This window comes from Legionella sp. ST3F1, from assembly GCF_048553315.1.
Taxonomy (GTDB): domain Bacteria; phylum Pseudomonadota; class Gammaproteobacteria; order Legionellales; family Legionellaceae; genus Tatlockia; species Tatlockia donaldsonii.
On record NZ_JBLZIO010000007.1, the window covers coordinates 101774 to 115884 of the forward strand.

Below are 14111 nucleotides of genomic sequence, written 5' to 3' on the forward strand. Positions count from 1 at the left end.
TCTCCAGCCACTACCAGTTTTCGGGTTCCATGGTACATAACAAGGGATGCTGGTTGCTTCTAGCATGGTCGTTTACTAGAGCGACCTTGGTTTCTGCTATATCCCTGGTAAAAACACCACAAACTCCCTTTCCTAAAATATGAACCTGTAACATCACCTGTGTCGCCAATTCCTCATTTAAGTGAAAGAACCGCTTCAATACATCTACAACGAACTCCATCGGCGTGTAATCATCGTTAAGCAGTATAACCCTATACTTCTTCGGCTGTCTGACCGCCGGTAAGGCTTCTGACTCCGCCTTTTTGCGCTCAATTATTTCCTCTAAAGACCATCCGCTCATGACATACACCCTTTATTAATTTTATAGACTTACAATGCACTTTTGGCCAGTAAAAAGATGATTTAATTATTGAAAAAATTAAACCTTGCGACAATCAACAACATCTTGATTAGATAGCATTCATACTGGTTATTATGAATAGTATAAAAAATACTCTCACTGTTAATCTTTAAAATGGCAGTTGAGCTCTTAATGCTGCCAATATACCCTAAATTTATTTGTATCCAAAAGTCCTTTTTTGGACGTAAAACGCCCCTTTTCAGGGGCGTCGTTTTATTCGTTATAAATTTGATTTATAACTATCCAATTTAGAATATTACTTTATTTACATATGGTTAATCATCGCTTCAGCAAATCCGGAGCAACTTACACAGGTAGCGCCTTGCATTAAGCGCTCAAAATCATAAGTAACCGTTTTTGCTTCAATTGCCCCTTCCATTCCTTTGATAATTAGATCAGCCGCTTCAACCCAACCTAAATGGCGAAGCATCATTTCAGCCGATAAAATCAATGAACCGGGGTTTACTTTATCTTGCCCTGCATATTTAGGCGCTGTTCCGTGAGTTGCTTCAAAGACAGCCACCTCATCACCAATATTAGCTCCAGGCGCAATTCCAATACCACCAACCTGTGCTGCAAGCGCATCAGAAATATAATCACCGTTTAAGTTCAGGGTAGCAATAACGCTATAATCTTCTGGTCTTAACAAAATTTGTTGCAAAAAAGCATCCGCAATGACGTCTTTAATTATGATGGGTTTACCTGTTTTAGGATTGGTTAATTCCATCCAGGGCCCACCCTGATATTCTTTTGCTCCGAAACTCTCGCGGGCAACTTGATAACCCCAATCCTTGAATGCCCCCTCGGTAAATTTCATGATATTACCTTTGTGAACCAAGGTGACAGAATCACGCTGATTATCAATCGCATATTGAATAGCAGCTTTGACCAAACGCGCCGTACCTTCCTGAGAAACTGGCTTAATTCCTATACCGCAATTCTCGGGAAAACGAATTTTCTTCACGCCCATTTCTTTTTGCAGAAAATGAATAACTTTTTTCGCTTCAGCTGAGTTGGCTTGCCATTCTATACCCGCATAAATATCTTCTGCATTCTCGCGGAAAATAACCATGTTGGTTTTCCAAGGCTCTCTGACTGGGCTTGGTGTACCATTAAAATAACGGACTGGACGTAAACAAGTATAGAGATCAAGTTCCTGGCGAATGGCAACATTCAATGAGCGAATTCCACCACCGACTGGCGTAGTCAAAGGACCTTTAATAGAAACAACGAATTTTCTTATGGCATCCAGCGTTTCTTTGGGTAGCCATTGATCTCCACCATAGACTTTTGTTGCCTTCTCACCGGCATAAACTTCCATCCAGGCAATTTTCTTTTTATCACCATACGCTTTTGCCACTGCAGCATCAACGACCCGTATCATCGCTGGAGTCACGTCCACGCCAATACCATCTCCCTCAATAAACGGAATAATAGGAAATTGAGGCACTTTCAAGGATAAATCAGCAGCAACAGTAATAGCTTGTCCCTGAGCTGGAACATGGATTTTTTCGTAGGTCATTGATAACTCCGTCTGGGTTAAAGACATTAATCATAGCACGCTCAAACTCTTTGTCCCAAATGCATTTAATCTCCTCTTTAAACTAAAAACAGGTATGGCTTCACAATTGAATATAAGGACACTTAGTGGCCGATATACACTACCCTTTCTGAATTAAGTCTGCCTTGAAGAGGCCCTGAATGGGCCTAAGGGTGTTTACTAGTGATTACCTCAACTCAATGCTCAGGCAAGCGTTGGGAGATAGCAAGAATGTTGAAAAGGATTTGAAATTTGGTAATCCATCTCATTGCACTGGGTATAACCACTTATGATCAACAGCAATTGGCTCGGTCGCTAAGCTGAAGACCCAGCGACCGATAACTCAATGAGTTAGACATTGGCTATGTATTTTAGGCCAATATAAGGACCTGACGCTGAAAAATCACTTTCAATACCTCTGAATACAGCCCCAATGTTATTTTGCGCATTGAAATAATTAAACCACATATAACCTGCATCCAAAATTAAATCGCCTTGGGCCATAGTATAAGTGTAATCAGCCCCTACTTTGGCTTCCAGTTCTGGAACCATGGCAGTCTTTGAACCTTCGGTTAAACATATGCCACAGTTGAATTTGCTAGTTCCAACTAATATCGCTGTTGCAGCCTTCGCGTAAACTCCCAGACCATTTCCAAAAACGTAGTTCAGATCCAGGCCAGTACGGGGGCCAAATCCATTAAATGTAGCGGACGATTGCGAAATAAATACGCTGCTGTTATAAACGTGTGCACGAGTTTGAATTCGCGCATATTGTACGCCGCCATGAAACCGTATTTTCTTATTTGCACTGAAATCAACAAATTGGCCTAACTCACCATTAACAGCATCCCACTTACTGTTAATAGACAAATAATTACCGCTTGCGAATGAAGCCCCTGGTGTGAAATTATTATCGTTGTCGAAGTGGTACCAGTTTACATTGATGTCATTGCCTGTATTGAAATGGTAGGATCCTTCTAGTTTGAAGCCCCAATCCCAATCCGGGTCGAAATCAGTAAAAGTTGTATTAGAACCAGTAGTGTTTGAGCCATAGTAACCAAAATCAGCATCATAGACTGGTTGCAAATAAAGGGCGCTGATACCAATATCCCATGCAGTTCTCTCACAAGGAACAGTAACATTACCTGGGATACAAACAGGTCCCATAGTACCAGCAAATACTGCACTACTTCCTAAAGCAAGTATACTTAGAGCTGTTTTTTTCAAACTAAACATCCTTTGTCTCCACTTAAAATTATTGGGTATTCATTCATTGATAAGTCTGTTTGGGAGTTACCAAGGCATGCTCTCTATCAGCCAGTAAGCGAAGCATGCAATGCTTCGAGTATCCTTTTTGAATATATATAAGTCAAGATTTTATCATTAAAAAAATTTAATGATTACCAACATGCAGGCATAAAACCTACAAAGTGTATTATGGTATGATTCAGCATTATAGGCTACGTAAGAATTACTTTTCTATTGCAAGCAACATGAGTGAAATTTTACTATTCAATAAACCTTTTGGGGTTCTAAGCCAATTCACCGGCGACATACATGAACAAACGCTGGCTCACTATATTAATAAACCGAATTTTTATGCAGCAGGGCGTTTGGATAAAAATAGCGAAGGACTTTTGCTTCTTACTCATCAGGGTAAATTGCAACATCGGCTCAGTCATCCTGACGCCAACAAAGAGAAATATTATTGGGTTCAGGTAGAGGGGATACCACAAGAACAAGACCTCTTCCCCATTAGGCAAGGCTTAGTAATCAGAGAAACACGGTTTTTGCCAGCTAAAGTAACATTAATTGATGAGCCTCCACTATGGCCAAGGAATCCACCTGTGCGTTTTCGTAAAACCATACCAACCAGTTGGTTAGAGATCGTGTTGCGGGAAGGTAAAAATCATCAAATCCGTCGAATGACAGCAGCGATTGGTTTTCCAACATTAAGATTAGTCCGACATCGCATTGCTGATTGGTCATTAGGCAATTTGCAACCAGGTGAGTACCGTTTATTACCTATCACTTCCAAAACTGGTAAATTATTACAAGGGCCTATTCGGTAAGAAACGTTTTTAACTCCAAAAAAGAAAAAACCTCTTGAGAATAAATAGTTACTCCCTCTTGAATCAAACTCAACAAGCATTCGACGTAGTTTTTATCAAATAAAATGCCTGCTGTTGAATTTAAATAACTAATTGCTTCTTTAATTGTACGAGCAGCTCGATAAGGTCTATTTATGACCATGGCGTCCCAAACGTCGGCTATCGCAACTATTTGGCTAACTCATTAATCTCTTCTTTCTTTAATCCCTTAGGATAGCCAGAGCCATCCAACCGCTCATGATGTTGGGATACAATCACCTCAATGTCCCAAGGACAGACAATCTTATTTACAATCTCACTGCCTTTATTCACATGCTGCTTTAAAACTTCATATTCATAAGTTTCTAGTTGGCGCGGAGTTACTAAATAGTCCATAGGCACATAAATTTTTCCTACATCATGGATAAGAGCCCCTAAATACAAGGTAGCCAAAAGATTAATTTCTGAAAGATCCGCTTTTTTGGCAATATGCAAGGCAATCGAGGCGGTTCGCTTCTGATGCCCTGCTGTATAAAGATCACGTGTCTCAACTACCTCTGCAAGTGCTCTAATCGCATTAAAGAATGAATTTGCTAAAGTTTCTTTATCAAGCTCAATTTGCTCTTCCAATCTTAAAAAGGTAGTTATCTCCTCAAAGTAAATCATATAGATCGTTTTTTGTGCAATAATTTTAGTGACGGGTACAACTCTAACGATAAACGTTTTCTTGTTTAAATTAATGGCTTCTTTTATTTCTTTATGAGACTTAACTGCCGCTTTAAAGTAATCTGGAACCTGATTAATCTTTGGAAAAACATGCCAAAATTTCAACCCGGTTGAATCCATATTTACCAATCTGTAATAAGAAGGATTGGCATAAAGGATTGAGGCTTGTACATCACAAAGAAGTACCGGATTTTCTAATAACGAAAGAACATGCGACATTGCATCAAAGAGAGCGAAGTCTTTTTTATGAGCAGGCATACCTTGATCCCTGAAAGTTATTTTTCTTTAATAAAAACGCCATTAAAGAATTTTATTAATTAATTTCTAGTATAGAATTAATTGAAAGAATACAGGGTAGATCTAATTCAGGTACAGTCCGTTTGGCAAGACCATCCACCTCCCAAAGCTTTAATAAGTAATACACTGGCTACCTGGCGGCGAGTACGAATATCCACCGAATTCAGTTCTGCTTGTAAGGCGGTGTTTTCATTGACAACGACATCCAGATAATTAGTGAGTCCACCTTTATATCGATCGATTGCTTGGACCAAGGCACGTTTTGCTGCAGCCGTGGCGGCGGTTTGACTTCGGTTTTCTTGATCAAGACGGCGTATGGCAACTAAATTATCTTCTACCTCCTGGAAAGCAGTAAGCACAGTTTGCCGGTAAGAAGCGACTGTTTCGTGATAACTCGCTTTTGCAGAGTTCAATAAACCACGCAATTTGCCACCATCAAATAATACCAAGTTTGCCAAAGGCTTTACTAAAGCTAATCCACTAATGGGTCCAAGCGACCAAAATAGACTGGGCTGATCAAATAGGTTTGCCAGGGTTTGACTTTCAACACCAGCTATTGAACTAAAATTAATTTGCGGGTAAAAAGCTGCACAAGCAACACCTATCTCAAAATTTGCCGCTTGCACGCGTTGTTCTGCAGCAGCAATATCGGGCCTGCGTTCTAAAAGTGAAGAAGGTAATTCAGGCGCAATAGAAACCAGACTCATTCGTGTTTTTGCAGGGGGCATTTTAAAATTAGCTGGTATTTCACCCACTAATACTGCAATGGCATGTTCAAGTTGAGCACGCCGCAATCGCATTTCCGTTGCTGCAGTTCTGGCATTTTCCAGTTGCGTAATGGCTTGATCAACATCGGCTATCGGTGCAGCCCCTCCATCATAACGTTTACGAGTTATGTATAAACCTTTTTCATAAGCCGCTACTGTCGCATCTAATACCCGTTGGCTAGCTTCATCCCCCCGCAAAGCAAAATAATCCATAGCCAATTCTGCATGCATGCTAAGAGAGGTAGCGGCAAGATCAGCGGTGCTGGCTCGTAACTGACTCTCACTAGCAGCCACTGAATTCCGCACCCGCCCCCACAAATCGATCTCATAAGAGACATCCACACCCGCTAAAAAATCACTAAAGGAATTATTTGTACTTGGGTTAGCAATATTCCTCGATTTTTGTTGCCTGTCCGCATTTCCTACCCCAAGCAAGGTAGGATAATAAGCAGAACGTGCAACCTGTGCTGCGGCACGCGCGTTTTGAAAACGGGAAAAGGCAACTTTCAAATTTTGGTTCGTACAAGTCACTTTTTCTTCGAGTTCATTTAACACTGGATCATTAAACATAAACCACCAACGCGTACCTTTAGCAGTAGGAGTATATCCCTTAGCCTTTTTCCACTCCTTTGTTTCTTTGTATTCAACAGGAATAGGCATCGGGGGGCGCTGATATCGGGGTGCAAACGAGCAAGCAGCCAATAATAACGAAAATAAAATCAGAGTCATTAGTCTTTTCATTTTGGGGCTGGCTCTTGTGGTGTTTCATTGTCTTTGGATGCTATTTTCACCTCTTGCCCGGCTATAAGAGCATCTGGTGGATTTAAAATAACTAGCTCTCCAACTTGAAGACCGGTATTAACCTCGACTTCCGTACCAAAATCACGACTTACAGTGATTGGGCGTAAATCCACTTTATTATTCTTATTAACTACAGCCACTTGTAAGCCTTGGGCACGAAAGATAAGTGTATTCACTGGTAACCGAATCAGTTTTGACGAAAGGGGCATATTGAAATGGACTTCCGTATATCCGCCAGGCAGTAATTCATCCTTGGGATTATCCGCCCAGAATTGAGCAAGCAAAGTCAGGGAATCAACATTAATCGCATCCGCTGTTTTGTACAGTTTGGCTGGAAATTTTTTCCCGGGATGTTCAGTGAAATATAAACTTACTTCCATGTTCGGTTTAACATTATTCACATAGGTTTGTGGTATTTGCACATATACACGTATAGGATTCGATTGCACAATATGAAATAAAGAAAAAACATTAGTACCACTACCTGCATTAATGAGTGAACCAATATCAATATTGCGGAAACTAATCGTACCATCAAAAGGTGCAATGACTCGCTCATAACTAACTAGATCACGCAATCTATCGCGGTTGGCTTGCGCGGATTTCATAATTGCTGTCGTCGCTTTTAGATTGCTAACTTTCTCATCAGTTTCCTGTTTGGAGACAGAATCTGATTTTAATAAATGGAGCCAGCGTTTTGCTGTAATATCAGCCAAATCTTTATTGGCAATCGCGGTGTGTAAATCAGCTTCAGCTTGGTGTAACTGGGCATTGACTTCCGGTGCTTCAATGATAGCAAGTAAATCACCCTCTTTAACTTTACTACCAATGTCAACATACCAGTCTTTAATATAACCATTTGTACGCGCGTAAATTGTTGCTTCATGCCAGGCTTCAACCTTACCTGGTAAAATAATTTCCTCAGTCAAAGGACCTGGCTTAGTAGTAAGAGTCGCCACAATCGGTACTGCATTCGCATTGGTTTCTACACGCAACGTCATCTTGGCCTGCACACGAAAAAAAATAATAACAAAGGCAAGCAATAAAATAAGACAAACAATAATAATAACCCGACGCGACGTGTGAGACGCCATCGGCAATTGGCTTTCGTCAGACATGCTTTTCCCCTTGCTCTTTTTTATGCTTGCGGCTATGAATCAGGCAAAAAATCGTAGGAACAAAAAATAAGGTGGCAATTGTTGCAAATGACAAGCCGCCAATAACAGCACGTCCTAACGGGGCATTTTGCTCACCGCCATCCCCCATGCCAAGTGCCATAGGAAACATACCAATAATCATCGCCGAAGCAGTCATTAATACCGGTCGTATGCGGGATTTTCCCGCTTCAAGAGCAGAGGTAAATGGATCATGGCCTTCCTTCATATGATCCCGCGCAAAACTAATCACTAAAATACCGTTTGCAGTGGCTACCCCCATACACATGATAGCCCCCGTTAAAGCGGGAACACTAAGCGTAGTATGAGTAAGGAATAACATCCACACAATACCGGCAAGTGCAGCTGGTAAAGCGGTAATAATAATGAACGGATCTAGCCATGATTGGAAATTAATCACGATAAGTAAATAAACGAGAAGAATAGAAAAAATAAGTCCCAGATAGAGGCCCGTAAACGCTTCATCCTTGGTTTGTATCTGCCCCCGCACAACGACAGAAGACCCCTTTGGCACATCCTTTTTGGTATCTTTGACAATTTTATTGATAGCCTTTGAAACAGAACCCAGATCGGTATCTTGTATAGAAGCAAAAATATCAATCACAGGCTGAACGTTGTAGTGAGAAACAACAACGGGTTCCATAGTGCGTTTTGCATGCATCATCGCACCCAGAATCTGTGGATCTGTATCTTTTGCAGCATTGGCAACAGTAATATTACCCAAAGCCTGTAATGAATTCATATAATACTGTGGTGTTTGAGTGGCCACGGGATAAGAAACATGATTCTTTGGGTTAACCCAAAAGGTCGGTGAGGTTTGAAAACTTCCTGAAAGAGTAATCAACAAATTATTGGCAATATCGAATTGACTATACCCCAACTCACGTGCACGACTGCGATTTGACTCGACTAGAAAACCAGGGTAGTTAAAGGCTTGCCTCAGATGGGCATCTACTACGCCAGGGACATGTTTCAAACGCTCTAATACTTTAGAGGCGTAACGAATATTTTCCTCCTGTTTTAAACCAATGACTTGAATATCAATCGCTGAAGGTAAGCCAAAGTTAAGCGTTTGGTTGACAATATCCGCTGGCAAAAAGGAAAACGTGACTCCTGGAAATTTTTTCTGGAGCAACGGCCTTAAATCACGAATATAATCGTCTGTTGGTTTATGATTCTCCTGCAGCGCAATCAAAATATCAGCATCACTAGCCCCATTGGTCGCTGAGTTACTGTAGGATAAATTGATACCACTGACAGGTAAACCAATGTTGGCAACGATACTAAGCAATTCTTCTTCGGGAACAAGTTCGCGAACAACATGACCAATTTCTCCTGCCAAGCGAGCACTTTCCTCCACCCTTGTCCCGGTAGGCGCCTGAAAATGTAATTTAATTTGTCCAGCATCCACGCTGGGGAAAAAATTAGAACCCAGCCAGGGCGCTAAAAGAGCTATTGATACTAAAATAAACCCCAGGAAACTGAGAATAAAAACCTTTCTGTTGTCTAATGCTTTTGTTAACAGCGTAAGATAACGTTGGCGAAAACGTTCAAACCATCTTTCAAATCCAGCGTGAAAACGCTGAAAACGGCTAAGACTATCTGGATCATGGATAGGCTCATGTTTTTTTAACAAATATTTGGCCATCGTCGCAACAAGAGTACGTGACAAAATATAAGACGCTAACATGGCGAAAATAACAGCTTCTGCTAAAGGAGCAAATAGATACTGTGCTACTCCACCCAGATAAAACATAGGCACGAAAACAATACAAATACAAAGTGTTGAAACCAGTGCCGGAATAGCGATTTGTTCCGCACCATCCAGAATGGCCTGTTCCACCTCTTTACCTTGTTCTAAATTCCAATTGATATTTTCAATGGCTACAGTCGCATCATCGACTAAGATTCCCACTGCAAGTGCTAAACCACCCAGGGTCATAATATTAATTGTCTCCCCCAAGGCAGACAAGATCGTTAGCGAAGCCAAGATAGACAGAGGAATAGAAAGTGCGATAATAAAAGTACTTCGCCAACTACCAAGAACAATTAAAATCATCAAGCCTGTTAAACAGGCTGCAATAAGCCCCTCCCTAATAACCCCATCGATGGCAGCAAGAACAAAGATTGATTGATCACCAAAAGTAGACAAATTCAAGGCTGCAGGCATCATATCTTTTACGACAGGTAACAGGGCTTTCACTCGGCTTACAATGTTAAGGGTCGATGCATTCCCTGTTTTTTGCACGGACATCATCACGGCCCGTTTTCCATTAACAGTAATAATATTGGTTTGCGGGGGGAAACCATCACGAACATGAGCAACATCGCGAATATAAAGCACGCCACCATGCGGTAATGCTTTCACGGGAAAATTATTAAACTCATCCGCTGTTAAAGGACTGGCATTAAGTTTGACTAAATATTCATACAGGCCAATCTTCTCTGTGCCAGCAGGTAAAATTAAATTCTGTGTATTAATCACTGCACTAATATCTTGTGCCGAAACACCATAGGTTTGCATTTTTTCCGGCTGAAGATCGACTTGTACCTGACGTATTTTCCCACCATAAGGGAAAGGCAATGCGGCGCCCTGTACTGTGGCAAGCTGCGTTCGAATAAAATTATTACCTAAATCGTATAAATCTTGCTCGGGTAAAGTTTGGCTAGTTAAAATTAATTGCAGTACAGGGACTGTTGCAGCATTGTAACTTAATACCAGAGGGGGTGTTTGGCCAGGTGGTAATTGCTTTAACAAGGTTTGTGCAATCGCTGTTACCTGACTTAAGGCAACAGCAATATCGACGTCATTATGGAAAAAAAGTTTTGTCACACTGACGCCAAGCAACGATTCGGATTCTATATGTTCGATGTCATTAACCGTTGTTGTTGCTGCCCGTTCAAAAATGCTGGTGATTAAATCAGACATCTGTTGGGGTGGCATACCACTGAAACCCCATACCACACTGACCACCGGGATATCAATATCTGGAAAAATATCGGTTGGGGTGCGTAATATGGCCAATGGCCCAATAATCAATAACATTAATGCCAAGACGACGAAAGTATAAGGTCGGGATAAGGCAATCCGCACAAGCCACATAGCAATCCATGCCAAAGGATTTAATGATTTTCAGTATAACAATGTAAAATACTTAGATCTATCTTAAGAGGATATTGATTTAAAAAATAAATTTTCCAGATCTAATAGGAGCTGGTTGACATTTTTCCTGGGTAAATGAGCAGCGAAAGGCAGGCAATCAATGCTTTCGGGAGGCGTTTCAACAGACCCTAATAAACTATCGCCGGTAAGGCGCCTTGGCAAGCAAGGTATCATCCGCAAGTAATCTCACCCACGGCCAAAATAAAACACTAATAAGCGCACTGCCTACAGACATAAGAAAACCAATATGAAATCCCAAGAAAGCATCTATGGTTAAAATCAGTACTTGGTAAAGTAGACAGAAAAATCCTATCAGCCCCATTTGTTGCCCTATGGAAAAAAACGAAAACCGCCGAGCTTTATTACTGGCTATCCAGGATACAAAGCAAAGAGCGAAAGCATGTTCACCAATGACAGTAGCTAATAAAACATCCAGCATTAAACCGATAATCACAAGGAGACTGATATTGAAATGATCAGGTAAATAATACTGTAAATACAAAACCAGCATCAAAACCCAAGGTGGCCTAAGTCCCACTAAAAGATCCGGTAAAGGTAAAATAGTCAGTACAAGCGCTAAAATGATTGCAATAATCAAACGCAAATTTAACGAATTCATGCATTTGCTCCTATGGCATTCATGCGCTCATTAATCTGTGCCGTTAATGCAGTCTGCTCTTTATCAGGCCAGATGAGAAGTACTAGGCGATTCCTGTTGAGTAAAGCAATAGGGCTAACATCAACTTTTATAAAATCTTCACCAGGAATACTTTTTATTTCTTCAACTCGACCAACGGGATAACCTTCTGGATAAAGACGGCCAAGTCCAGAAGTAACCAAGAGATCGCCTTTGTTAATCGACGAGGTTCTTGGCAAATTGATTAGTGATAACTGGCTCATACTGTTAGTACCAGCCAAAATGGCCCTTTCGCCAGTTCGATTGTTTCTTACCGGAACCGCGCTTTTAGAATCGGAAATTAATAGAACCGTACTGGTCATATAGCCTACATCAATAATTTGTCCCATGACCCCTTTAGCATCAAGTACAGGCTGACCCGTATAAACACCATCGCGCTTTCCTTTATTCAAGACAACTAACTGCCGTGCACTCGTGGTATCAACTGCCAGAATTTGTGCAGCCATTGCACGCATTCTCGCCTTGGTCGAGGTAAGCAGTAATTCGCGCAATTGTGAATTTTCTTCCTTGATAACTAAAAGCTTCTGCAATTCCGCTTCAAGCATTGTTTGCTGGTAGCGCAATTTTATATTTTCATCAATGAGGGCTTTCTTGGCACTGACTAAAGATTGAATCCAACCAATAACCCGGACAGGGTAGTCAACAACGTATTGCAATGGAGAAACAAGCAAGGCAAAACCACCACGGACGCTATCAAGATATCCATAGCGGTAGTCTGAAAACATAAGCGACAATGAGAGCACCAAGGCAAACGCAAAACTAACCGATTTAGGTTTGCCTTTAGCAAAAAGTCTGCTATTTGAGTTATTCGGTTGAGAGGAAATCACCGCCACGCAGATCCATGGTTTCTAACGCTTTACCACCACCACGAGCTACGCAGGTTAAAGGATCTTCTGCAACCAGCACGGGTAGACCCGTTTCCTCCATCAAGAGAGTATCCATGTTTTTCAATAGAGCTCCGCCACCGGTTAATACCATACCACGCTCGGCAATATCTGCCGCCAATTCGGGAGGTGCTAACTCAAGGGCAGCTCTCACAGCACCCACAATACCTGACAACGGCTCTTGCAGGGCTTCAAGAATTTCAGCACTGGTCAATGTGAAACTGCGAGGTACCCCTTCTGCCAAATTTCTGCCGCGGACTTCGATCTCGAACAAATCTCGACTCGGGAAAGCGGAGCCAATTTCGTGCTTAATGCGCTCAGCAGTAGTTTCGCCAATCAGAGTACCATAATTGCGACGCACGTAAGAAACAATGGCATCGTCAAACTTATCACCACCAATACGTACTGATTGATGATAGACTATACCACTGAGAGAGATAATAGCGACTTCAGTAGTACCGCCACCGATATCCACGACCATAGAACCACTGGCTTCTTCCACTGGCATACCAGAACCCAAGGCTGCTGCCATCGGCTCTTCAATCAGGAAGACTTCGCGCGCACCTGCACCCATGGCTGATTCACGGATTGCACGACGCTCAACCTGTGTGGAACCACAAGGCACACACACCAAGACACGCGGGCTTGGGCGCAAGAACCGGTTTTCATGCACTTTATGAATGAAATGTTGCAGCATTTTTTCTGTAACAAAGAAATCTGCGATGACTCCATCCTTCATTGGTCTAATTGCATTGATATTGCCAGGTGTTCTACCCAGCATGCGTTTTGCTTCCAAACCAACAGCTGCCACTCGTTTCTGACCCGACTCATTGCGCAAAGCAACAACAGACGGCTCATTTAAAACGATCCCTTTATCCCTTACATAAATCAATGTATTGGCTGTTCCCAAATCAATGGACAAATCATTGGAAAAAACGCCCCTTAATTTCCTAAACATCTGCAACAACCTCTTCTTTTTTTTGGCGAACACTTTAACTCATATTTGGATAAAAATCGACAGATCTTGATGAAGATTTATTTGAAGATAAAAACAGACCAAGTAATCTATTTCAATATTTATCAAAAATCGGCGGGATTCCCCGCGCCGTTAGTGTTCAAAATAAATTAGTTAAATTCAGGGGCTGTTAACAGCCCCCTGTATGGGTTAACTCACTGTAAAAACCTCTTGTAATTGGAGTAAATGCTTTTCCACGAATTGCTTTCCTAACCCGCGCACATGAGATAACTCTTCCACTGATTTAAAACTCCCGTTACTTTCGCGGTATTTGATAATCGCTTCGGCACGTTTTCTCCCTATACCCTTAAAAGCCTTGGCAAGAGTATTGATATCCGCTTTGTTGAGATCTACTTTAGCATTCAATTTTTGGCTTGCGGCCGGGATTACCGTATTGAGCTGATTGGTTGCAGCATGAATTGGAAGGATTATGACCAACAGCAACCAGACAACAGCAAACAAACTTGCTTTCATTTTTTATTCTCCTTTATTGATTGGACTATACGGTTTTTGTTAAACCGTTTGTCTCGCATCAGACTCCTCCTGTGCGAGCCAA

At 41.5% G+C, this 14111-nt stretch carries 13 protein-coding genes; 1 reads left to right on the forward strand and 12 read right to left on the reverse strand.

Annotated features, from left to right (window positions below; translation table 11 throughout):
• Positions 1-10 precede the first annotated feature (10 nt).
• The 3 genes from clpS to ACN4Z1_RS06905 all read right to left on the reverse strand — a co-directional run bounded on the left by clpS (position 11) and on the right by ACN4Z1_RS06905 (position 3176).
• Positions 11-340 carry an ATP-dependent Clp protease adapter ClpS gene (gene clpS / locus ACN4Z1_RS06895; RefSeq protein WP_019216488.1) on the reverse strand — a complete coding sequence of 110 codons (330 nt, stop codon included), beginning with the start codon at positions 338-340 and terminating at the stop codon, positions 11-13.
• 325 nt (positions 341-665) lie between these two features.
• Positions 666-1922 carry an NADP-dependent isocitrate dehydrogenase gene (gene icd, locus ACN4Z1_RS06900; protein ID WP_115221719.1) on the reverse strand — a complete coding sequence of 419 codons (1257 nt, stop codon included), beginning with the start codon at positions 1920-1922 and terminating at the stop codon, positions 666-668.
• 369 nt (positions 1923-2291) lie between these two features.
• Positions 2292-3176, reverse strand: coding sequence for an Lpg1974 family pore-forming outer membrane protein (locus tag ACN4Z1_RS06905; protein WP_228364821.1), 885 nt, complete (start codon positions 3174-3176; stop codon positions 2292-2294).
• Between the two features lie 257 nt (positions 3177-3433).
• Between ACN4Z1_RS06905 and ACN4Z1_RS06910 the strand changes: the two genes are divergently transcribed.
• Positions 3434-4012, forward strand: a complete 579-nt coding sequence (locus tag ACN4Z1_RS06910) for a pseudouridine synthase (RefSeq protein WP_228364820.1) — start codon at positions 3434-3436, stop codon at positions 4010-4012.
• Here the strand turns inward: ACN4Z1_RS06910 and ACN4Z1_RS06915 are convergent.
• The 9 genes from ACN4Z1_RS06915 to ACN4Z1_RS06955 form a co-directional block, all read right to left on the reverse strand.
• Positions 4002-4193 carry a hypothetical protein gene (locus ACN4Z1_RS06915; protein ID WP_228364819.1) on the reverse strand — a complete coding sequence of 64 codons (192 nt, stop codon included), beginning with the start codon at positions 4191-4193 and terminating at the stop codon, positions 4002-4004. The genes ACN4Z1_RS06910 and ACN4Z1_RS06915 overlap by 11 nt on opposite strands.
• Before the next feature lie 26 nt (positions 4194-4219).
• The gene (locus ACN4Z1_RS06920; protein WP_228364818.1) at positions 4220-5014 is read right to left on the reverse strand and encodes an HD domain-containing phosphohydrolase; all 795 of its coding nucleotides are present in this window, start codon (positions 5012-5014) and stop codon (positions 4220-4222) included.
• A gap of 107 nt (positions 5015-5121) precedes the next feature.
• The gene (locus ACN4Z1_RS06925) at positions 5122-6549 is read right to left on the reverse strand and encodes an efflux transporter outer membrane subunit (RefSeq protein ID WP_419388189.1); all 1428 of its coding nucleotides are present in this window, start codon (positions 6547-6549) and stop codon (positions 5122-5124) included.
• A gap of 8 nt (positions 6550-6557) precedes the next feature.
• Positions 6558-7739, reverse strand: coding sequence for an efflux RND transporter periplasmic adaptor subunit (locus tag ACN4Z1_RS06930; RefSeq protein WP_228364816.1), 1182 nt, complete (start codon positions 7737-7739; stop codon positions 6558-6560).
• A complete protein-coding gene (locus ACN4Z1_RS06935) occupies positions 7732-10899 on the reverse strand; it encodes an efflux RND transporter permease subunit (RefSeq protein WP_228364815.1) in 3168 nt (1055 codons plus the stop codon). Before ACN4Z1_RS06935 ends, ACN4Z1_RS06930 begins: the two co-directional genes overlap by 8 nt.
• Positions 10900-11095: 196 nt before the next feature.
• Positions 11096-11578: a rod shape-determining protein MreD gene (gene mreD / locus ACN4Z1_RS06940; protein ID WP_115221726.1), complete on the reverse strand. Its 483-nt coding sequence runs from the start codon at positions 11576-11578 to the stop codon at positions 11096-11098.
• On the reverse strand, positions 11575-12483 hold the full coding sequence (gene mreC / locus ACN4Z1_RS06945) for a rod shape-determining protein MreC (RefSeq protein ID WP_228364814.1): 909 nt from the start codon (positions 12481-12483) through the stop codon (positions 11575-11577). Before mreC ends, mreD begins: the two co-directional genes overlap by 4 nt.
• Positions 12461-13498: a rod shape-determining protein gene (locus ACN4Z1_RS06950; RefSeq protein WP_025385468.1), complete on the reverse strand. Its 1038-nt coding sequence runs from the start codon at positions 13496-13498 to the stop codon at positions 12461-12463. The genes mreC and ACN4Z1_RS06950 overlap by 23 nt, the downstream gene beginning before the upstream one ends.
• A 207-nt stretch (positions 13499-13705) precedes the next feature.
• Positions 13706-14029: a ComEA family DNA-binding protein gene (locus ACN4Z1_RS06955; protein ID WP_115221728.1), complete on the reverse strand. Its 324-nt coding sequence runs from the start codon at positions 14027-14029 to the stop codon at positions 13706-13708.
• Positions 14030-14111: the final 82 nt, after the last annotated feature.

What these genes read in the sequence shown, in the direction of transcription:
- clpS (WP_019216488.1), bottom strand. Translation starts at nt 340, where the DNA reads ATGAGCGGATGGTCTTTAGAGGAAATAATTGAGCGCAAAAAGGCGGAG.
- icd (WP_115221719.1), bottom strand. Translation starts at nt 1,922, where the DNA reads ATGACCTACGAAAAAATCCATGTTCCAGCTCAGGGACAAGCTATTACT.
- ACN4Z1_RS06905 (WP_228364821.1), bottom strand. Translation starts at nt 3,176, where the DNA reads ATGTTTAGTTTGAAAAAAACAGCTCTAAGTATACTTGCTTTAGGAAGT.
- ACN4Z1_RS06910 (WP_228364820.1), top strand. Translation starts at nt 3,434, where the DNA reads ATGAGTGAAATTTTACTATTCAATAAACCTTTTGGGGTTCTAAGCCAA.
- ACN4Z1_RS06915 (WP_228364819.1), bottom strand. Translation starts at nt 4,193, where the DNA reads ATGGTCATAAATAGACCTTATCGAGCTGCTCGTACAATTAAAGAAGCA.
- ACN4Z1_RS06920 (WP_228364818.1), bottom strand. Translation starts at nt 5,014, where the DNA reads ATGCCTGCTCATAAAAAAGACTTCGCTCTCTTTGATGCAATGTCGCAT.
- ACN4Z1_RS06925 (WP_419388189.1), bottom strand. Translation starts at nt 6,549, where the DNA reads ATGACTCTGATTTTATTTTCGTTATTATTGGCTGCTTGCTCGTTTGCA.
- ACN4Z1_RS06930 (WP_228364816.1), bottom strand. Translation starts at nt 7,739, where the DNA reads ATGTCTGACGAAAGCCAATTGCCGATGGCGTCTCACACGTCGCGTCGG.
- ACN4Z1_RS06935 (WP_228364815.1), bottom strand. Translation starts at nt 10,899, where the DNA reads ATGTGGCTTGTGCGGATTGCCTTATCCCGACCTTATACTTTCGTCGTC.
- mreD (WP_115221726.1), bottom strand. Translation starts at nt 11,578, where the DNA reads ATGAATTCGTTAAATTTGCGTTTGATTATTGCAATCATTTTAGCGCTT.
- ACN4Z1_RS06950 (WP_025385468.1), bottom strand. Translation starts at nt 13,498, where the DNA reads ATGTTTAGGAAATTAAGGGGCGTTTTTTCCAATGATTTGTCCATTGAT.
- ACN4Z1_RS06955 (WP_115221728.1), bottom strand. Translation starts at nt 14,029, where the DNA reads ATGAAAGCAAGTTTGTTTGCTGTTGTCTGGTTGCTGTTGGTCATAATC.